This window comes from bacterium, assembly GCA_040754625.1.
Lineage (GTDB): Bacteria > JACRDZ01 > JAQUKH01 > JAQUKH01 > JAQUKH01 > JAQUKH01.
Genome location: JBFMCF010000068.1, coordinates 37,277 through 58,054, shown reverse-complemented (window position 1 = coordinate 58,054; position 20,778 = coordinate 37,277). Strand labels below are relative to the sequence as shown.

Here is a 20,778-nt window from a genome sequence, read left to right as displayed (position 1 = left end):
GTGCTCTGTTTAATAAATTCCGATGCAATACCAGAGAACTAATTCTCATAAACAGAAAGCGTAACATCGGCAATTACATCCCACGAAAAGGCAGTCTCAACCGCTATACGGCCGTTTCGTCCCATCCATCTGGCGTGTTCAAAATCAGAAAACAGCGTGCCTATTCCCCATGCCACGGAATCGACATTGTCATTAATTTTTAATCCGTTAACATCATGCCATATTATTTCTCCCGGCCCGCCGTTTACGCTAGCGACTGCCGGTTTTCCCGCGCTCCACGCCTCAAGGAGGACTATCCCGAACGGTTCATTACGGCTTGGGATACACACACAATCACAAGCCTTATAAAGGTCTATTAATTTATATCCGTTCGCGTGCCCCAAAAACCTTGTCGCGTGGGCTACTCCCAGATGATGCGCCCTTGACTCAACCTGGTGCCGCATTTCCCCGTCACCCACAAATATAAACTTCGCGTTCCCATGAAATTTCAGGATACTCGGGATTGCTTCAATTAAAAGGTCTGTACCTTTCTGATAAACTATTCTTCCCACAAATAAAACCATGGGGTCCATAGGCCCTATTCCGTACATCCTTTTTACGGCGCCCGGGTCTATCCAGCCGTCAAAATCCCTGTAATTTATACCGTTATAGATAACATTAATTTTGTCTTCCGGCACGGAGTATATCCGCTTAACCTCTTCCTTTAAGAAATTAGAGACACAAATCACCTTGCTGGCCTCATATGTCCCATACCACTCAAGATGTCTGATAATATCCGACCTGCCTTTGTTAAATTTGTTGCCGCATCTCCCGAATTCCGTTGAATGAATTGTAATAACAGACTTGCGCGGCCTGCCTTTTTTTATCCAGACCAGGACGTTTGTTGTAAGCCAGTCATGGCAGTGGACAATATCAAAATGCCCTATATAATCTTCCGTCTGGAAAAAAGAATGGACCATTGATCTGCACATATTATTCACTTCCTCGATAAAATCAGGATGATGCGCGTAAGGGCACCTATGGTAATGAACACCATGAATATTTTCATATTGGCTGTGATTAGAGCGTCCCATCCGGGTAAAAACATGGACTTCATGCCCCTTTCGCTGCAGGGCGCAGGCTATCTCGGTAACATGGACCGCGATGCCGCCTATCGCTATGGAATGTAATGATTCCCATGAAAAAAACGCTATTCTCATCCAATTATTTCCTTTACTGAATTATGTGTGCCGTAAGAATTTATAATTGTTTTTGGATTGACCGGGTCGTTTACCCATTTTCCGTCAATAATAAATTTATATTCATATTTCCCCGGCATAAGGTCCAAATCAATTTTCCAAATGCCGTTTTTACTTTTCTTTAAAGGTATCCCCGGCGCGTTCCATGAATTAAAATCGCCGATTAACAAGACCTCGTTAGCGCCGGGCGCGTTTAATTCAAAAGTAGCCCTGGAAATTAATATTTTTTTGTTATTATTCGCCTTTATTTTCCCCGGCCTTATTATTTCGTCGATCCCGGCATCAAAAAAATCGGCTATTTCAATAAGTGTCGATACCCTCAATTCCCTTTTCCCGGACTCCCACATGCAAACAGCCTGCCTTGACACCCCCAGCCTTTTAGCTATGGATTCCTGCGTAAACCCGTTATTTTCGCGGAACTTTTTCAGATTCAAACCAACATTATCTATCCCCATATTTTCCCCTCATAAAATGTTAATTTAACAATTTGTAAAACATTAAATCCGCCGAAACATTTTGTTACTTTTGGAAAATTTTATTCTTTCACATTTAGTTAACTTTGTCAAGCTAATAAATATTTTTTTTCACGCTTTGGAACGCAAATAATCCCTGAATTTAACCACCTGCCCGGATAATTTAACGCCGTTCTTCCACCAGTTTGAAATAATACCGTCTGCAGTTAATTTCTCAAGGTCATTAAAGGTTTCGACATCAATGGGGGCCGGGTTTTTTGAATAAAATTTTGTGCCGGGGAGCGGAATAAAATAATGCATCTGGATTTTCGCCCTGAAATCTTTAGAAAGCGTTTTTATTAAATTGAATAAATCTCTCCTGTCCTGCCGCGATTCCTCCGGGAAACCTATGATAAAATCGATATTTGGAACCAAACCGTGTTCATAAACAACACGCGACGCTTTAATAATATCTTCAACCGTATGCGTCCGGTTTATTGATTTCAACATTTTATCATTCCCGCTTTGAGCGCCCAATGTTATTATTTTGTTACCGCAATATTCTTTTACAAGCCCTGCTGTCTCTCCTGTTACTGATTCCGGCCGGACCTCCGAAGGAAAAATTCCATATTCAATAAAATCGAATTTATATCCGGCGCAAAGCAACAATAATTTTTTTATTGAATTAGAAACCGTTTCACCCGGCAGTTTATAGTCAAACGCGTTAGGCGAGATAAAATTTACCCGTCTCACTCCTTTATTTTTCAAATAAACCAGATATTTTTCTACTGATTCTAAACTTCGTATCTGTAAATTTAAAACGGACTTGGTTAAAGTCCCCGTCTGGCAAAAATTACATTTCCATCTGCACCCCCGCATTATTTCAAGCGGAGGAAGCGTAACAAGAGATTTTGTAAAAGGATAAGAATTGTCAAAAACAGGCGGGAGAAATGGATAAACAGTTTTATTTCTCAATGAATATTTTTTATTTAAATAACCGGCCGGACCGCTTTCCAAATCCTTCAAGAAATAAGGAAAACTTTCCTCGCTGTATCCTGAAAACACATAATCGAAGCCAAAATGATTTGTTTCGTCGCCGTTTAAATGAGAGCCTCCGCCAAGAATAAGATATTTCTTATTCTTTAATAATCCTCTTATCTGTTTGACTTCATCATAAACCTTTTCCGCTTCCGTAGTCATAAACGAATACGCGACATAAAAAGTTTTATCCTGGGAATTACTAAGTTTTCCCAGTTCTTCCATCGAAGAGAAATAGGAACAGTTTAAATTATCAGCTTTAAACACATTTTCAAGTGAATTAACAAGAACAGGGAGGGTCAAAACATTATTGGGGAATTTTCGTAAGAAAATAGTCATATTTTCATAATTATATTGCCATTACTATTGTATGTCAATGTTTCAAACTTTATAAAATTTCAAAAAAAATGTAAAACATGTTATAATTACATTGTGAATAAAAAGGTTTTTGAAATTACATCGGTTCATAAAAGTGACGATTATGGCTTTTGGAAAACCAAAACTTATCTTGAAAAAATCAGCGCGCTGGAAAAATTGAGAAGGATTATGTTCGGTTATGATCCATCTGCCGAAAGACTTTAAAGAACTCTTACAATTACTAAACTCAAAAAATTGAGTATTTTGAAAATTTTTAAAAAGGAAATATTATGCGGGAAAAGGGATTTATTAAAGATTCTAAGGTAGTTTCTTTATTAAATGATATAGAAAAAGAAATTCAAAAGATATACGGAAATGACTTAAAAGACATTATTCTATACGGTTCTTATGCAAAAGAAACCAATGACAATTATTCAGACATAGACATAATGATTTTATTGAAGAAAAAAGATCCTGAACTGAAACCATATAGAAAAAAATTAATACAGGCAATAACTGATATTTCGTTAAAATATGATGTTGTTATATCTGCGATTGACAAAAATTTTAATGAATTTTCGGAATATGCGGCTTATGTGCCATTCTATAAAAATGTTTTTAACGAAGGAATTGAGATTTATGCCTCCTGAGGAATACAAAAAGGATTTGGCGAAAAACTTATGCCGCGAGTTTAAACTGGATAGCGTAGTATTCCACAAAAGGTTTGCTGGTATACCTTCCTGAAATTTTATTTCTCTCAATTTTAATAACTCCTAATTCATTGAAAAATTTTATTATTTTATTTAAATTTGAAACGTCTCTTTTGGTTAATTTTGCAAGCTCATAAACAGAAGCCGGCTTGAAATTTATTATGTAAGTTAAAATATCGATATTCCGCACAAAACGGGAAAAATCATTTTTATTATCAAATGAAATTTCAACATTATGTTCTTTGTTATAATATTGCTTATTTTTTAAAGCATTTTTAAAATTATCCAGCACTTCAGATGATGTCTTTAACGAGACAATTAATTTTTTCATATTGGTATAATATAACCCAATATATCAAGATGTCAATAGGATTATCAGGCAGGATGGGATAATATTTTACTTCAAAATCTTCTTATACAATTCAACATACTCTTTCGCGGAATTTTCCCATGAGAAATCGCAGTGCATGCCGTTTAACTGCAAAATATGCCAGCTTTTGCTGTCTTTATAAACTTCAACTGCCCTTTTTAAAACCGCGTATAAGGCGTCGATAGTGGCGTTTAAAAACTTAAAACCGTTGCCTTTTTTCGTAAAATGATCAAAATCCGAAATCGTGTCATCCAAACCGCCTGTCGCCCGGACAACAGGGACAGTCCCGTATTTCAGGCTGTACATCTGGTTTAAGCCGCAGGGTTCATAACGCGACGGCATAAGGAACATATCGCTTCCCGCTTCTATTTTATGGGCAAGGGTATTATCAAACCCTATTTTAATACCGGCTTTTCCTTTGTATTTTCCAGCGATATCTTTAAACATGTTATTGTATTTCTCGTCGCCTGTTCCCAGGAGCACCAAATAAACATTTAATGAAAGAATTTCTTCAATCCGTTCCGCTACAAGGTCAAGTCCTTTTTGGGCGGCAAGCCGCGTTATCATTCCGATAACGGGTTTTCTGCTGTCAAACGGAAGGCTAAATGACTTCAAAAGGTCTTTCTTGCATTCTGTTTTATCATTTAAATTTTTTTCGCTGTAATTTTTCGCTATATATTTATCATTCAAAGGATTCCATTCATTATAATCCACGCCGTTAATAATCCCGTAAAGGGAATCCTTTCTTGTCTGGAGCAGGCCTTCAAGCCCGCACCCGAACTCAGGAGTCAATATTTCCCTCGCGTATCCCCTGCTTACCGTCGTGACCGCGTCGGAATAAATTATTCCCGCTTTTAAAAAACTTACTTTGCCGTAAAATTCAAGCTTGTCCATCGTGAAATAGTCCCATGATAAGCCTATCGAAGAAAGCGTATCCGGAGCAAACAGTCCCTGGTATGCCAGATTATGGATTGTTAAAACTGTTTTTATCTTATCAAGCCCGGCATTCTTCAAGTAAAGCGGCAAAAGCGAGGACTGCCAATCATTGCAGTGGATTATATCTATCTTCCCGATGTTTTTTATCACGGAAACAACGGCCTTCGCAAAAAAAGCAAACCTTAGCGCGTTATCGGCATGGTCGGACCCGGGTGTCCCGTAAAGGCCGTCCCTGTCGAAAAATTCTTTCCTGTCGATAAAATACACATCCGTATTGTTATGTTTTAAAAAAAGCAGATTAAAGTTATATTCATCCTGCCCCAATTTGACTTTTATGTTCGATTTGATATTTGAAGGATGAAACCCGTTTTCCCGGACTTTTCGGTACATCGGCATAATAATACTGCATTTATGCTCAAGATTATTTAACGCCTCAGGCAAAGCCCCTGAAACATCAGCGAGCCCTCCTGTCTTCGCGAAAGGAAAAACTTCGGATGAGACAAAAAGAATATTCATGATTTAATATTATATTTCAATAAGACAATTAACGCTACAAAAATTTTAAAAGTTCATGGACAATTCTTAAATTCCTATTGACAAAATAATAACCGTTGTATATACTATGGTTATGAAAACTGTAATAAATGTTAAAACCGATCGCGATGTTAAACAAAACGCTCAAAAGCTGGCTAACGATCTTGGACTTTCCCTGAGTGCAGTGATAAATGCCTTCCTAAAACAATTTATAAGGAACCAGGAAGTTTACTTTTCTTCAACTCCCCGCATGTCCAGGGAAATGGAAGAGCTTTTAGGCACGGTGGAATCGGATATCAAAAAAGATAGAAACCTTTCCCGAAAGATCTCTGATGAAAGAGAATTAAAAGAATATTTCGAGTCTCTATGAAAATCCGTTTTCATAAAAATTTTGAAAAACAATATAAAAAGCCAAAGGACAGTGAACAGAAAAAAACGCAGGAAAGATTATCCGTCTTCCTTCAAACCCCCTACTCCCCCATTTTGAACAATCATCCTCTGAAAGGAAAATATCTGGATTACAGAAGCATAAACATAACAGGTGATTTAAGGGCAATTTACAAAGATTGCGGCGGGGATAAATGTATTTTCGTGGCCGTGGACACTCACAGTAATTTGTATTCCTGAATCAATCGCGCGTCACCAGATTTTTCTCGTAGAATCCAGGCTCGAAAGATAATCCTCAAAGTCCAGATTTATTTCCACGGAATATTCTTTCAAAATATCCATTATTTTCGATATGGAAACTCCCGCGATTTTCGCGGCTTTTTCAAGGGACATCAGACTTTTTGTACTTTTCTATCGCGAGCATGACCCTGCCGGTATCGATGAGCTCCCTGACCGCCTTTGAAACATCATCCTTCTCCTCTTTCGCAAGATGAGAAAGAAATTTATAATCATCGTCACTTATTCTTATGCTTAATGTTTTGGTCGCCATTTGTGTCTCTCCTTTTTATCCTTTTGACGGCGTCCCGAAGGCTCGATTGTATTTACGAAAGATGGGTCTATCGGTTCTGATTCTTTATGCGCAAATACACCTGGTACCAGTAAAAAAATGCTTCGGGACTTGATTTTTTAAGTTTATTAAGTTTCGTATCCAAAGTGTTTTCAATCATCAAAAAATCCCTGATTTGTTCAGGGTTTTCAAAACGCGTAATAGTTTTTTCTTTCAGCTCGATCATTTTAACAAGATACGCGATACGCGAAGCGTGAATAATAGCTTTTTCAATATGGTACGATTCCGAAAATATGTACGCTCTGATTCGTGAAACGCCGTTTTGTAGCGCGGTAAAATCTCCTTTACCTGCTTTCCCTTTTGTTGACAAACAAAGTGCTGTCTGAAAAATATCATTTAAAACAATCTCTATATCCCCGGTCATTCCGCGATATTTCATTTCTGTTTGTACTATTTTGTTAAAAGTCTCTCCGATAACAGCCACATTATCGATTTCATCAAAAAGATTTCCGATATCATACAGCTGCTTGATAATTTCCATCGCTCGGCTGAAGCCGCCTTTTTCATAAGGTATTCCTGTAGTGTTTGGGGCGAAAGCAGTCAATTTATCGGCAAGGATGTCCTCTTTACTTGGAATATTTACCTTTACCGGCAGCCCATCATGTTTTACAAACCGTGAATCAATGTTTACCGGGATAATATGCTTGTATTTCGAGGATTCAACAAGGATATCGAGCAGGACATTATCTTCTGCGGTATTGATTCTTGAAAGAGAAGTATAATAAAATTTATAATGAAGTTTTTGAATTCCGGAAACTGTGTTCCTGCTCTGCCGTTCATATTTTGAAAAACCTTTTTCTTTAATAAGTGTTTTGAAAATGGCATCGAAATCAACCTCTTTTAATACGATTATGTCGATGTCAATCGAAAATCTTCCGGGTATATCTTGAAGAAGCATTACAGCCGTTCCGCCTTTGAAAACAAACTGCAGATCTGACTCCGCTAGACCCTCCAGAAGCATTAAAGCCCTTATTACCTTCTCAATAAGTATTTTGTCTGCCCTGCGATTTTTCGCGGACACCTGATTTATCCATTCAAGCCGCAGCGTATCTTTAGAAATCATAATTTCAAATTATTGTCAATTTTTGTAGATTGTTGCCGTTTATTTGCATTAATATATTTTCGATTTCTGTTTCTTTTCCTCTTCTTTTGGCATAACGCAGCATTTTATTACGATTAATCGTGTATTTCCCAGCGGCATTTTTAAAAACGTTTAACAATTCGATACCTTGGAGAAAATAGAAAATATCTCTCTCAATATATAAATCAACCAAAATTTTTTCCAGAGCCGGAATGGTTATACCGTCGATTTGTAACACGGGCGATTCACTTATCATCGTTTTAACAACTATGGCAGTATCCGTTCCGCAGACAAAATCTTCTACTATGTTTTTTGATGGTTCTTTAAATGTATTTTTTTTCGATTCTTTTAGAAAATGGAAGACCGCGTCTAAACTGTCTTTTTCAACTTCAACAATCAGAAAATTAATCGCGGGCACGTGTTGAAACAACTCTTTCAGGATAGACAATCTCCAGGAACAAAACGTGGCAAAAGGAAATTGTTTTTTTATTTGAAACGCTATAATTTTTTGCTTTTCATCTTGAACAGGCGTGAAATTTCTGCTTTCCCCCGTTATATAAACACCCCGGCCGACTCTGCGCAATATCCCCTGCTGAATATAATTATATATCCGCCAGTTCACCGTAGATCTTTTTATACCCTGCCGGATATTATTAAAAAAATGATAAACATCATTCGCGGTAAATGATTTCTCTTTTTTAAAATATTCAATAAATTCTTCAGTATCGGTTTTATTTATCATATTCTCACCATCAAATTATCGGCAATAATTAAATATATTGCCGATAATTGGTATTTTAGCCAGATGTTATTCACTTGTCAAGTTATTTTTGTGCGGGATGGATGTCGGGGTTGAATTTCATGGGTTACAAATATTTCTGGATCGTTAAACGTAGGGGCAGCTCCCTGCCTGCAGCAGACAGACCCATGGTTGCCCCTCCTATTGTCTACCTCCGTCTTTATCATAATTTTTGGTAATTGTTTTTAAATCAGAAAAATGTTTATCTGTAAATCGAATGGTTGTTTTAAGTTCTCCAAGAGAAATGCTAATCTCCGGCTTATCTGAAACCAGAGCAGATTTAATTTTTTGCATCTCCTTTTTTTCAGGATCATTTTTTATAAATTCATGATACCTAGCCGCACATTCAGGACACAGGGCAAGCCATTGAGCTACGTGTTCTTTGGTAAAATGATCTCTGGATAGTATTTCTACCTTTTCAAAATAGTATTGCCCATCGCGTTTCTTAAAAGGCATAGCATCTTTGCATATCTGACAAATCATTTCCTCATTAGAGTTGGTATATTGATTTCTTAACCAGGTAACCGGATCAATGCTATTTTCGGATGTTCTGACGCTTCTCACCTTTGGTCCATACGACTTAACTGTGGCACCTTCAATTTCTTCAGTTACCTTTCCTTCCCTGCGCGAGGAGTATGAAACCGGTTCGTCTGGAAATTCGGGCTTTTTGCTTTGGCGAGCCATAAGTTCCCTCAGCCAATCTGGATCCTGTTCTATTGCTTCAAAAATATCTTTACGATTAAAACCAAAAATTTCATCTGTTTCCACCGGGCTACTCTTCATCATTAATTTTCCAGCCAAGTCTTTGCTGGATTCAAATTCGCTTGGAAGACTTTCAAGAGTAATCTCACGCGGATTAACAAATTTTCCATTATCACCAGGCAACCAGGCATTTGAACGTAACAGTTCCCCCATTTTAGAGGGTTGATCTCCCTGTTTGTCGCTTGGTTTATAATCTTTATATTTCGACTTTTCAATAGTTCCTGATATATTGTTTATATTTGGGATAGCAAGCCTATTCCAAATAAAGATCGCCTTTTCTTTTGTTATTTGGGAAAGTGCGTGTTCAAGACCATCGATTGTGCAGTCTGGATCAAACCCGTGAAGGCCACGTATATGCCCCTCGGTGTTGCGACGATGCTCATCTCTTATTATGACATTTCCAACCCTATCCGTGCTCCTCGTCTTTACCCGCACTGAATCCGCTACACCCAATTCTTTAAAAACCATATTATTCTCTGCATCCGGTTCATTCAAAAACCAGGCGTTGGGATTGCCCTGAAAATAAATTTCTAAATCCGCGGATCGAAAGTAAATCTCCCCTGGTTTTCTATAAGCCGATTCCATTGAAGAGGCATTTTTGGCGAGGAGAAATGGCGTTTCTTTGAATTCATTAATAAGCTTTTCTTTTTTTGTTTGTGAATCCGTTTTTAATGCCTGTAATATTTTAAAAATATCATTCTTATGTTCCTCATCCGATAATAATTGCACACCACCATTTTTATATTTTGGCAAAATTTTCCCGATTATCTCCGCTACATTATCAAGTTCGGGAATACCCAATTTTTTTAAAAAATCCCGAGCCTGCTCATCCCTAACTATTTCTTGCTTTACGATTGGGAGTTCGGATGATTCTTTAAGGGAGATGTAAATGTTGGGATCGCCGTTATCTTTGAAAGGTTTTACATGTTGATTATCGCTTCGGCGAATAAAAGGCATATTGCTACGCCATAAGGACTCTTTATTCAAAAAGAATTTGTACAACTCAATCATCTCCTCATCGGTTTGCGCTTCCAGAAAGATTTCCGTAAGTTTGCCAGCCAGCATTTCAGGAGTAACTTCCTGTATATTCAATTCTTTTATGAGATAAGAATGTAAATCGGAGGATGAATCCTTTGTAATTTCTCCGGTAATCCAACGCAGTGGCCGTTCAGAAGAAAATAGTCGCTGTAATTGGTCACTGGATAATAGATTTCTCAAATCTGCCCCTCGTGCCAATTTGGCCTGGTTAGCAGACACAAAGCCGCCATCATTGGTTGGCAACAATGGTTGTGTGAATAACGCATTCCGCACAGCATCATAAATAGGTCTAAACATGTGGTTATCATGTAAGCTATCACAGTCTAAGGGAAGGATTTCCAAAAAACCAGCATTTAACCAGCCCATGCTTTTAATTATTGGTAAACTTTCGCAGACTAAGGAAGCCAATTCTTTGATTGGCTCTTTATTCCAGCTATTTTCTCTAATATTTTCTCTGTTTTCAGTCAGATCAAAACGCCCGTGTAAAATAAATTTTAATTCTGTGGATTCTTTTGTTGGGAAAAAATAATATGCAGGAAATTTTTGATTCGATTTTAGTACTTCTTTATCATTTTCTTTTACTATTGGGTATGCGATTCTTGCATCATAACAATTTTTGTTTGATTTAAACACCAGGAACTTTCTTGAGAAAACATCTCCGTTTATTTCTTCTATGGTATCTATAATTGGGTAAGCCTTTTCGTCTTTATAATAAACTCCGCTTTCATTACCTTCACAACTCCACTCAATCACTCCAGCAAGAAATAATAAAGGATTTTCTAACTGCTTTAATCTCTCCATGATTTCTTCATAGGCGTCTTTGGATGGTTTGGATGATAAATTAAACGGGAAATAAAACAGAGTTTCTTCATTTTCCCGAAGTTCATGATCCTTTTCTATCTCGACAGGAACAATAAAGCGCTCTATTTTAAACTTAAAATTAGGATCGTAAATTTCTGGTGTTTCAGTGTACTTAAATACAGCCTTAAATCCTAACCCAAATTTCCCTATTTCTTCAGGGCCTTTCGAAGTTTGCGCCACAGAGGTAATGGCATTAATGTGCCCCAACTTCCCATTTTTCTTATCTTCTCTTTCCTTTTGTGGATCGCTAATACTAAATCTAACTGCTCCGTTATGCTTAAATATAAGCCCGTTCTTCTTCAAGACAAATTTAATTTTTGTCGCCTTGGCATCGCTCGCATTTTGCAATAATTCGTAAATAAAATGAGCTTGTTTGGAATACATTTCTGAAACGATACGTTTAGTCTCCTCCAGTGAAGGTTTTTCTAGTACTCTAGCGTTTTCCTCACGGTCTTTTTTTAATGCTTCAAACCATTCATATCTATATCCATAATCACTCGTCATTCTCTAAACTCCCTCTATCTTAATAACCCCGCACGCCACCTGCTGAAACCTGATATCCGCCTGTTTAACGGCGGCGTCCAGCTTGGCAATCAGTCCGTTATAATCTGCTTCGGCGTTTGCAATCTGGAAATTGCGCATGCGCTTGATATTTTCTTCCTTAGCCTGGGAAAGCTGTTCGTTAAGCAGGGAAATTCTAGCCTTGTGGCTTGTGTTAAGGCTCTCCCGCTTATAATTGACCTGCTCTTCCGTGCGCTTCCGGTGAGTTTCCACGGCCTCCGACCACAGTTTGCGGTGCTGATTATCAAGCTCATTCAAAGCTGAACTATCCGGGGTGGCCGAAAGACCCGATGCCATTTCTTCTGCTTTTTCCAACAATTGTACAAGGCGGGTATTTAATTTTTCCGACAGAGTAACCGGCTGCAAGATCACATCCTCCAGTATGCCCTGATAGTGCCATTGATAAATCACGAAAGGATAAATCCCGGCCGGTACAGAATTGTCTTTAACGGTAAGAGATATAGCCGCCATATTCCCCGTATCGAAGGCCATCGCGGACTGACGGACAATAGGGTGCACCGGTGTAATAAAAGCCGCTTTTGGATTTTTGGAAGCACAGTCGGAATCAAAAGTAATGGGTAGAAGAGGATCGTTACCCTTAAGCCATTTTTCCCATTCCCTGTAACCGGGCGTTGTTTCTCGCGGCAATTTATTCAAATCCTGAATAAGCCGGTTTCTGGCTTCCTGGGACAACCGCAGGGTTTTTAACGCCTTCTCTCCAAGAATCAGTTCTTGTTCTTTAGAATAAATTGTTTTTAAATAGCAGGAGATAATATTTTGGATGGAACCGGGTGTAAGCCAGAAACTGGATGCTTCTTCGACTTCCTTCTTGAATTGATTGGCGGGAAGCCTGATGCCGAAAAATTCAACCTGTTTTTCTTCAAGTTCCTCCTGTTCCCTTAGCAACCTTATTTTGTTATCGGCGAGCTGTTGAAATTTTTCCTGTCGTTCTTCCGCGCTCAGGCTGATATTTTCGGCAATGTCCCTTATTTCCCGGTTTATCTCACCCAATATCTCTTCACTGCCGCCAAGCGCGCTGTTAAAAATGCCTATGCGAAGCAGACAGCGATTATAAATTTCCGCGTCAATGGTGCCGGGTGTAACAAAATTATAAATGATTACGCTTTCACTCCGCTGGCCGTTTCTGTCTATCCGGCCTATTCGTTGTTCGATACGCATGGGATTCCATGGCAAATCATAGTTTGTCAGGCAATCGCAAAACTGGTAATCCAAACCCTCACAGCCAATCTCGGAGAAGAGCAATATATCAAGAGCACTTACATCAGTCTTTTCCAATTGAAAGCGGTCGCGCAACGACCTGCGTTCCTCATCCGGGACACCGCCATGGACAAGCCCCACCCGGAAACCGTCGGATTGCAAATGTCGGTATAAATAGTTCAAAGTATGCCTGAATGTACTAAAAAGCATGACCTTGTTGTTTATAAGTTTCTGTTTGTCCCGGACAACTTTTTTTAAAGCTTCCAGCTTCGGGTCATAGGGATCGAGATTCTCCGCTTGTTTTATTATCCCCTGAACCTGGCCTTTTATTTCCTCAATGGTTTTTGCATCAAGAATACCATTGTTATTATCTACATCGTCCAAATCATCCAACTTGCCAGTTAACCTATCCTCAATAAATGGAGCCAGGCCATAAAGACAGCTTGCAGCTTGGCGGCAAATTGTAGTCATCATAAATTTCACATTCACATCGCCGTGTAAAAGAGCAAGAATTTTAGCCTGAACTTCCAGCAATTCGTCATGAAGTTTTTTCTGCGAAGGCGTAAAATCCACACTTACAGTTTCGGGCTTGCGCATGGTAAACTCACCGATGTCCCGCCTCCGGGTTCGGTTTATCAGCCTTGAGAAAGTATGCAAACTTTCGAGGTTATTTATGATTCCAACCCGCTCATCTGGAGAAATTTCTCCTTTTTGAAGTAATCCCACAATCCTCTGAAATTCCGGATTATTCTTAAGGACTAGCCCGCCCCATTGAGTTGCCGCCGCCTCGTTTAATGAACTCAAGGCATTTTTAATCCAGTCGGAAGATGCTGAACGCACATAGGCAACAGCTCTATTGATAAATGGATTAGGTTCCGCCATAAGGCTAAAACTTTCCCGGTCAATAATCAAATCCGAACGGAGCAGGTTCAGCAGTACAAAGAGATCATCGCTTCCTAACTGAATCGGAGTGGCCGTAAGAAATAAAACCGCCTCCGCGTTATCGCAGAAAAACCGTACCACTTTGTGAGCATAAGTTTCCGGATTTCTTACATGATGGGCTTCATCAATAATTACCACGTCAAAACGCGGGGCCGGGTCTAAATCCAAAAGTCCCTTGAGATATTTCTTTTTTTCGCCATTTTTTCCATTCAAAAGAGTTTCATCAAACAGAGAATAGGGAATTATAACCTTCTGATACTGGTCCGGCCAATACCCATCCTTATCCATTTCACTGATGCAGTATCTAAGGGTTTTACCATCCAGAGAAGTGAAACGTTCGTCAAAACGTTTCATCTCTGTTTCCCATTTTCGCTCGATAACAAGCGGCCGGGGACATATAATAAGAATTGATCGAATGTCCCGCCGTGATTGCAACTCCCGCAGAATAAGCCCGGCTTCTATGGTTTTTCCCACTCCAACGCTGTCCGCGATAAGCAAGCGTGGACGATCGGAACGAATAAATTTCAAAACCGGCCTGTATTGATACGGGATAAAATCAACCCTGGCGGCATTTAAAGAATATAAGGCGGATAAACCCGGATGGCGGATTTGGAGAGCAGTTAAACGGGCATGGAAATAATCAACGGGAAGATGCTCATATTCCGCTGTTCTTTCTGTTTCCGGTTGAAGTTGAGAGGCATAAAATGTCTGTTTAGTACCGCTAAGAAAAACAGTACAGCGATCTTCGGGCTGACCCGGTATGATTTCTATTACGGCCCCGCGTAATTCCTGGTTCGATTTTAAGGAAACGATCTGTCCAATTTTAAACATATGGTTTATAAACTGTTTTTTATATTTTACTCCTCTTAACCATAATATTCTATTGATTTTTAAGGTATAAACAAATTTAAACTCTTGACATTTATGCAATCGATGATATAATCGTATTACAATATATCAATCGATAAGGAGAATTTATGGAGGCAGTGAAAATATCGCCGAAATTTCAGGTTGTAATTCCAAAAAACATCAGAAAGAGATATAAATTAAAGTCAGGGGAAAAAATGATTATTCTTCCTTATGAAGAAAGGATCGAAATGATCAGAGAAAAAGATATAAAATCGATGCGCGGTTTTTTGAAAAATATAAATACTGAAATTTCAAGGGAAGATGACAGGACATGAATATTATAATTGATTCAAGCGGCTGGCTGGAATATTTTTCCGACGGAAAAAGTGCTGATTTCTTCGCCGAAGTTATTTTAAACAAAACAAGCACGATTATAATCCCGGTAATAATAATTTATGAAATATTCAAAAAGATATTGGTCGAAGCGGACGAGGACAGGGCTTTACAGGTTATAGCCGTTTTTAAAAACTATCAAATAGAAAACATCGACGATTCAACCGCGATAAAAGCAGCCAGGCTAAGTTATGAATACAAAATCCCTATGGCAGACAGCTTTATTTACGCGGTTACTTTAAAACACAAGGCAATTTTATGGACGCAGGACGAACATTTCAAAAACCTGCCCGGCGTAAAATATATTGAAAAAAAGAATTAATCAATAGCAATGATATTCCACACATCTTCATATTTTTGCTTCCCTTAATTCCTTTGCGGCATCTTCAGGCGCGAGTGGATTTATGAAAAAACCCGTGCCCCATTCAAAACCCGCGATTGTCGTTAATTTTGGCAGGAGTTCGATATGCCAGTGGTAATCGTCCTTTATAGTATGCCAGTAATCCCTTCGTGGTATCCTGTTGGGCGAGTTATGGAAAATATAATTATAATCCGGGTCGCCTAAAACACCGGATAATTTCTGAAGAACTATTTTAAGGTGTTCCGCCAGCAGATGCAAAGAATCATTTACGCTTTTCGCGAAAAAATCAATCTCATGAGTTTTCGGCAATATCCATATTTCATAAGGGAATCTTGACGCGAAGGGACAAAAACTTATGTATGCCTCATTCTCATAAACAATCCTTTCCCCGTCAGATTTTTCCTGGTTGATAATATCGCAAAAAATGCATCTTTCTTTCATACTATAATAATGAAACGCCCCGTTTAATTCTTCTCTTACTCTTTTGGGCGTTATGGGAGTCGCCATAATTTGATGATGAGGATGAGTCAATGAAGCGCCTGCCGCCTTCCCTTTATTTTTAAATATCAAAAGATGCCGGAACCTCTGGTCCTTGGATAAATCTTCCGTCCTGTGCTGCAGAACAGAAAGCCATGTAACTATTTCTTCCTTTGACTGGTCTTTGGCTTCTTTTTCATGGTTTGGAGTTTCAATTAAAACTTCATGAGCGCCGAAATTTGTCATCATATCATACATCCCTTTGCCTTTTTTTATAAAGGGGTTATCTATGCTTAACGCCAGGTATTTGTTCGGGATGACCCGCGTTTTCCAGCCATTTTTTCCCGGGTCGCGCAGGCTGAAAATTTCAGGAGGAGTCATTGATTCATGCCCCGGGCAGAAAGGACATTTATCCGGATCTGTTTTATCAGTTATTCTTGCCTCTTTAAAAAATCCCCCCGGCCTTTTTGACCGTTCGCTCGCTATGATTACCCAACGTTCCAGAATCGGATCTTTGCGAAGTTCACCCATGTTTTCTCCCGTATAATATTGATTATTAATTATCGGTTTATAATCAAATTACTTAAATTAACTTTTAAATTTTCAAAACATTTTTAACCTTATATTTAAATAAGCCCCGCTGGCGCGCTTTATGATTTCCCTCTCCCGCATATCTCTGTCATTTTTAAAAGCCTGCCGGCGATATCTTTGGTAATTTGCTCCGGTGAAAGCCGCCACTCCCAATTTCCTTTTGTAGTTGACGGCTTATTCATCCTTGACTCACTGCCGAGGCCGAGTATGTCCTGCATCGGAAAAATTACCGTGTCCGCGATTGATTCCATCGCGAGTCTGATAAATTCCAGGTGGACATTTTTCAAACCTGCCTTATGCCCTAAATAATGGAACAATCTTTCCTTTTCTTTCTGGCACGCTTCGTTTTTAAACCACCCTTTTACCGTGTTATTATCGTGGGTCCCCGTGTAAACCACGCAATTTTCAATAAAATTACGCGGGAGGTACGGGTTGTCCTGGTTATCATCTCCGAAGGCAAAAAGCAGGACCCTCATGCCAGGCAGGTTAAATTGTTTCATAACTTCCCGGACATCATCGGTTATAACACCCAGGTCCTCCGCGATAAAAGGCCTGTCGGAAAATTTTTCCGTTATCACCCTGAAAAAATCCGCACCTTCAGCCTTTACCCACCTGCCGTTAATCGCCGTTGTCTCGCCGGCGGGGACTTCCCAGTATCCTTCAAATCCCCGGAAATGGTCAATTCTTATTTTGTCAAAAAGTTTCAAATTGTGTGCTATCCTGTCAATCCACCACTTATAGTTTGTGTTCTTCAAAACGTCCCACCGGAACACCGGGTTCCCCCACAACTGCCCCGTGGCGCTGAAATAATCAGGAGGAACACCCGCGACTGTAACGGGTTTTTGGGATTCATCAAGATTAAACAACTCATGGTTTTTCCAGACATCAACACTGTCATAACAAACATAGATCGGGACATCCCCTATTAATTTAATATTTCTGTTGTTGCAATAATTTCTTAATGAAATCCACTGCCTGAAAAAAATATACTGTAAAAATTTTTCTTTTTCCAATTCACCCTTGTATTCATATGTAATGTTAGATAAAACATTTTTATCCCTGCTTTTTAGCGAATCCGGCCATTCATACCAGATTTTACCCTTATAATTTCTTTTTATAAACACAAAAAGGGAAAAATCATCCAGCCAGTACGAATTTTCAAAACAGAATTTTTCAAACCCGTCATGATTTATTTTTCTTGATTTAAATTTTTGATACGCCGCTTCAAACAATTTCTGTTTATATAAACCCGCGTTGGAATAATCGCATTTATTTTTTGGGAACTCCGGTTTCGAAGCTAGGTCTTTTTTGTTTATATATCCTTCCTTCGCCAAAAGGTCAGGACTTATAAAAAGCGTGTTGCAGGCGCAGGCTGAAATACTGTTATAAGGACAATTGCCGAAAACAGGGTCCGTGGGACTGAACGGCAGAACCTGCCAGGCACCCTGTTTTGTATTAAAAAGAAAATCGGCGAATTTATAGGCCTCAGGCCCAAAATCGCCTATCCCGTATGGAGATGGAAGTGAACTTATATGTAAAAGTATCCCGCTTTTCCGGTTTGACATGTTATGTTTTTATTATCGGTTGTTAAAAAAGCATGATTAATATACTTTATATTTGACAGCAAGTCAGGATTATTCCGCTTCCTTCTTAAACACCAAAACCGCGAGCGGCGGCAAAGTCAGTGAAAGGGAATAATCCATATTATTCATATTGAATTCAATAGCGTCAAGGCCACCCAGATTTCCCTGGTTGCTTCCCCCGTAATATGCCGCGTCGCTATTCAAAACTTCCTTCCAGAACCCGTCCTTCGGCACACCAACCTTGTAATTATGCCGGACGATCGGCGTAAAATTACAAACAACAAGGATTATATCGTCCACGGTTTTCCCCATTCTCAGGAAACTTATTATGCTGTTACTCGCGTCACGGAAATCAATCCATTTAAAACCTTCAAGTTCAAAATCAAGTTCGTATAACGCGGGTTCATTCCTGTAAAAATAATTCAGGTCGCGGACCCAGGCCCTTATGCCCTGGTGAGTGGAATATTTCAGGACATCCCAGTCCAGGCTGTGCGATTCATTCCATTCCTTCCACTGGGCGATTTCATCTCCCATAAACAAAAGTTTTTTGCCCGGGTGCGTAAACATATACCCTAAAAGAAGCCGGAGGTTCGCGAATTTCTGCCATATATCTCCCGACATCTTCCCAAATAAAGAACCCTTGCCATGGACCACTTCATCATGTGAAAACGGCAGTAAAAAATTTTCCGTAAAGGCGTACCACATGCTGAATGTGATATCGTTCTGGTGGTATTTTCTGTGAAGCGGGTCTTTTTTGAAATATTCAAGCGTGTCATGCATCCATCCCATGTTCCACTTCATGCCGAATCCCAGGCCTCCCATATGCGCGGGGCGCGAAACCATGGCCCACGCCGTGGATTCTTCGGCGAAAGTCTGCACACCGTGGACATTGCCATAAACAACCTCATTAAACCGCCTTAAGAAATTTATCGCCTCTATATTTTCCCTGCCGCCGTACTCATTTGGAAGCCATTCGCCGTCTTTGCGCGAGTAATCAAGGTAAAGCATCGACGCTACCGCGTCAACCCTGATTCCGTCTATATGATAATTTTTCAGCCAAAAAAGGGCGTTGCTTATGAGAAAATTCCTTACCTCGCCCCTCCCGTAATTAAAAATATGGGTCTTCCAGTCCGGGTGAAAACCCTTCCGCCTGTCGGAATGTTCATAAAGATGGGTCCCGTCAAAATACGAAAGCCCGTGTTCATCCGACGGGAAATGGGAAGGCACCCAGTCAAGTATCACTCCTATATTGTTCTGGTGCAGGTAATCAACAAGGAACATAAAATCCTGCGGTGTGCCGTAACGGCTTGTCGGGGCGAAATAACCCACAGTCTGGTACCCCCATGAACGGTAAAGCGGGTGTTCCATGACAGGTAAAAATTCCACGTGGGTAAAGCCCATCGCCCTGACGTAATCCGCGAGGAGAGGCGCTAATTCCCGGTATGTCAGAAACCTGTTTTTTTCTTCAGGAATTCTTCTCCACGAACCAAGATGGACTTCGTAAATGGAAACGGGAGCGTTCAAACTGTTATAATCAACCCGGTTCTGCATCCATGACTCATCGTTCCATTTATAATCCAGGTCCCAGACGCGCGACGCGGTCTTTGAGGGGATTTCCCAGTAAAACGCATAAGGGTCTCCCTTGTTAACCTTATAATTGTGATATTTCGAAACGATATGATATTTGTAAATGGCGCCCCTGGCGGCCCCGGGCAAAAAAACTTCCCAGATGCCTGACCCGTCTTTTCTATGGGACATCTTATTTGAACCGGCGTTCCACCCGTTAAAATCTCCTATGACCGAAACATATTCGGCATTAGGCGCCCAGACAGAAAAATAGACCCCGTCAACACCATTAACGTTCATCAAATGAGAGCCCAATTTTTCATAAATCGTAAAATGATTACCCTCTTTAAAAAGATGTATATCGTAATCTGAAAATAAACTTATTTCTTCGCTCATAGTTTAATACTATACCATATATAAATTTTATTCACAATTCCTTTTGTCTATCTCTCGACTTCCAATAATCCGGCTTTCTGCTTGTGTGAGCTACAGCTAAAATATAAACAATCCTATTGTTTAACTTATATATAAGAAGATAGGGAAACTTTTTCACAGGGCATTTTCTTCTGTCTAATTTATCTGATTGCCAAATTAAAGGATTTTTTTTGATAGTTTTTAAAGCAGTATCAACGGCATCGAGAAATCTATGACCTAGATTATTTTGGCGGGATTCATAAAACTGAGCGGCATTAATAAGTTCCTCAACTGCGTCCGGATGATAATTTAAAATCATTTTTTTAAGCTGGCTCTTGCTTTTTTCATTGCTTTTTCCGCCGAAATACATTGTATTCGGTCTTGTTCAATCTCCTGCCATCTTCTTTCTGCTTCATTCAACCACGCCTTTTCAATCTCTGGATTAACAAAATGCTCCACACTGTCCCATACCCGCTGAGCTAATGACACTCTTTCTTCAATCGGCAGTGATAATATCTTTTCCATTAAGCCTGCTGTTACCGTACTCATAGGTATTCCTCCTTAAAAAAACCTACAAATTAATTATACCTTTATTCCTTTAATTCTCCAAACAAAAAATCAAATCAGGGACA

At 39.4% G+C, this 20,778-nt stretch carries 22 protein-coding genes; 6 read left to right on the top strand and 16 right to left on the bottom strand.

Going from position 1 to position 20,778, the window contains the following annotated elements; genetic code table 11:
- Positions 1 to 38: 38 nt before the first annotated feature.
- The 3 genes from AB1498_06225 to AB1498_06215 form a co-directional block, all read right to left on the bottom strand.
- A complete protein-coding gene (locus AB1498_06225; protein MEW6087885.1) occupies positions 39 to 1,199 on the bottom strand; it encodes a glycosyltransferase family 4 protein in 1,161 nt (386 codons plus the stop codon).
- Positions 1,196 to 1,693, bottom strand: coding sequence for a helix-turn-helix domain-containing protein (locus AB1498_06220; GenBank protein MEW6087884.1), 498 nt, complete (start codon positions 1,691 to 1,693; stop codon positions 1,196 to 1,198). The genes AB1498_06225 and AB1498_06220 overlap by 4 nt, the downstream gene beginning before the upstream one ends.
- 129 nt (positions 1,694 to 1,822) lie before the next feature.
- A complete protein-coding gene (locus AB1498_06215; GenBank protein MEW6087883.1) occupies positions 1,823 to 3,067 on the bottom strand; it encodes a TIGR04013 family B12-binding domain/radical SAM domain-containing protein in 1,245 nt (414 codons plus the stop codon).
- A 93-nt stretch (positions 3,068 to 3,160) separates the two neighbouring features.
- On the opposite strand from AB1498_06215, the gene AB1498_06210 reads away from it, so the two are divergent.
- Both AB1498_06210 and AB1498_06205 read left to right on the top strand, forming a co-directional pair.
- Positions 3,161 to 3,310: a hypothetical protein gene (locus tag AB1498_06210; protein MEW6087882.1), complete on the top strand. Its 150-nt coding sequence runs from the start codon at positions 3,161 to 3,163 to the stop codon at positions 3,308 to 3,310.
- 65 nt (positions 3,311 to 3,375) lie between these two features.
- Positions 3,376 to 3,735, top strand: coding sequence for a nucleotidyltransferase domain-containing protein (locus AB1498_06205; protein ID MEW6087881.1), 360 nt, complete (start codon positions 3,376 to 3,378; stop codon positions 3,733 to 3,735).
- A gap of 28 nt (positions 3,736 to 3,763) precedes the next feature.
- Here AB1498_06205 and AB1498_06200 read toward each other — a convergent pair whose 3' ends face one another.
- Both AB1498_06200 and glgA read right to left on the bottom strand, forming a co-directional pair.
- A complete protein-coding gene (locus AB1498_06200) occupies positions 3,764 to 4,126 on the bottom strand; it encodes a hypothetical protein (protein MEW6087880.1) in 363 nt (120 codons plus the stop codon).
- A gap of 66 nt (positions 4,127 to 4,192) precedes the next feature.
- Complete coding sequence (gene glgA / locus AB1498_06195) at positions 4,193 to 5,617, bottom strand: glycogen synthase GlgA (protein MEW6087879.1); 1,425 nt, start codon at positions 5,615 to 5,617, stop codon at positions 4,193 to 4,195.
- A 112-nt stretch (positions 5,618 to 5,729) separates the two neighbouring features.
- On the opposite strand from glgA, the gene AB1498_06190 reads away from it, so the two are divergent.
- Complete coding sequence (locus tag AB1498_06190) at positions 5,730 to 6,005, top strand: type II toxin-antitoxin system RelB/DinJ family antitoxin (protein MEW6087878.1); 276 nt, start codon at positions 5,730 to 5,732, stop codon at positions 6,003 to 6,005.
- The gene (locus AB1498_06185; GenBank protein ID MEW6087877.1) at positions 6,002 to 6,262 is read left to right on the top strand and encodes a type II toxin-antitoxin system mRNA interferase toxin, RelE/StbE family; all 261 of its coding nucleotides are present in this window, start codon (positions 6,002 to 6,004) and stop codon (positions 6,260 to 6,262) included. The genes AB1498_06190 and AB1498_06185 overlap by 4 nt, the downstream gene beginning before the upstream one ends.
- Positions 6,263 to 6,274: 12 nt before the next feature.
- Here the strand turns inward: AB1498_06185 and AB1498_06180 are convergent, their stop codons facing one another.
- The 6 genes from AB1498_06180 to AB1498_06155 all read right to left on the bottom strand — a co-directional run bounded on the left by AB1498_06180 (position 6,275) and on the right by AB1498_06155 (position 14,743).
- Positions 6,275 to 6,415, bottom strand: coding sequence for a UPF0175 family protein (locus AB1498_06180; GenBank protein MEW6087876.1), 141 nt, complete (start codon positions 6,413 to 6,415; stop codon positions 6,275 to 6,277).
- Entirely contained in the window at positions 6,405 to 6,572 is a 168-nt protein-coding gene (locus AB1498_06175; GenBank protein ID MEW6087875.1) for a ribbon-helix-helix protein, CopG family, read from the bottom strand. Before AB1498_06175 ends, AB1498_06180 begins: the two co-directional genes overlap by 11 nt.
- Before the next feature lie 67 nt (positions 6,573 to 6,639).
- Positions 6,640 to 7,713 carry a nucleotidyl transferase AbiEii/AbiGii toxin family protein gene (locus AB1498_06170; protein MEW6087874.1) on the bottom strand — a complete coding sequence of 358 codons (1,074 nt, stop codon included), beginning with the start codon at positions 7,711 to 7,713 and terminating at the stop codon, positions 6,640 to 6,642.
- Between the two features lie 4 nt (positions 7,714 to 7,717).
- Entirely contained in the window at positions 7,718 to 8,473 is a 756-nt protein-coding gene (locus tag AB1498_06165) for a type IV toxin-antitoxin system AbiEi family antitoxin domain-containing protein (GenBank protein ID MEW6087873.1), read from the bottom strand.
- 198 nt (positions 8,474 to 8,671) lie between these two features.
- Positions 8,672 to 11,695, bottom strand: coding sequence for a hypothetical protein (locus tag AB1498_06160; GenBank protein ID MEW6087872.1), 3,024 nt, complete (start codon positions 11,693 to 11,695; stop codon positions 8,672 to 8,674).
- 3 nt (positions 11,696 to 11,698) lie between these two features.
- On the bottom strand, positions 11,699 to 14,743 hold the full coding sequence (locus AB1498_06155; protein MEW6087871.1) for a helicase-related protein: 3,045 nt from the start codon (positions 14,741 to 14,743) through the stop codon (positions 11,699 to 11,701).
- Between the two features lie 146 nt (positions 14,744 to 14,889).
- Here AB1498_06155 and AB1498_06150 point away from each other — a divergent pair, with 146 nt between their 5' ends.
- Both AB1498_06150 and AB1498_06145 read left to right on the top strand, forming a co-directional pair.
- Positions 14,890 to 15,096, top strand: coding sequence for an AbrB/MazE/SpoVT family DNA-binding domain-containing protein (locus AB1498_06150; protein MEW6087870.1), 207 nt, complete (start codon positions 14,890 to 14,892; stop codon positions 15,094 to 15,096).
- On the top strand, positions 15,093 to 15,476 hold the full coding sequence (locus tag AB1498_06145; GenBank protein ID MEW6087869.1) for a type II toxin-antitoxin system VapC family toxin: 384 nt from the start codon (positions 15,093 to 15,095) through the stop codon (positions 15,474 to 15,476). The genes AB1498_06150 and AB1498_06145 overlap by 4 nt, the downstream gene beginning before the upstream one ends.
- Positions 15,477 to 15,503: 27 nt before the next feature.
- On the opposite strand, the gene galT is transcribed toward AB1498_06145, so the two are convergent.
- The 5 genes from galT to AB1498_06120 all read right to left on the bottom strand — a co-directional run bounded on the left by galT (position 15,504) and on the right by AB1498_06120 (position 20,695).
- The gene (gene galT, locus AB1498_06140) at positions 15,504 to 16,523 is read right to left on the bottom strand and encodes a galactose-1-phosphate uridylyltransferase (protein MEW6087868.1); all 1,020 of its coding nucleotides are present in this window, start codon (positions 16,521 to 16,523) and stop codon (positions 15,504 to 15,506) included.
- 119 nt (positions 16,524 to 16,642) lie between these two features.
- Entirely contained in the window at positions 16,643 to 18,148 is a 1,506-nt protein-coding gene (gene malQ / locus AB1498_06135) for a 4-alpha-glucanotransferase (protein MEW6087867.1), read from the bottom strand.
- 69 nt (positions 18,149 to 18,217) lie between these two features.
- A complete protein-coding gene (gene glgB / locus AB1498_06130) occupies positions 18,218 to 20,128 on the bottom strand; it encodes a 1,4-alpha-glucan branching protein GlgB (protein ID MEW6087866.1) in 1,911 nt (636 codons plus the stop codon).
- A 31-nt stretch (positions 20,129 to 20,159) separates the two neighbouring features.
- Positions 20,160 to 20,465, bottom strand: coding sequence for a type II toxin-antitoxin system RelE/ParE family toxin (locus tag AB1498_06125; protein ID MEW6087865.1), 306 nt, complete (start codon positions 20,463 to 20,465; stop codon positions 20,160 to 20,162).
- A complete protein-coding gene (locus AB1498_06120; protein ID MEW6087864.1) occupies positions 20,462 to 20,695 on the bottom strand; it encodes an addiction module protein in 234 nt (77 codons plus the stop codon). Before AB1498_06120 ends, AB1498_06125 begins: the two co-directional genes overlap by 4 nt.
- Positions 20,696 to 20,778: the final 83 nt, after the last annotated feature.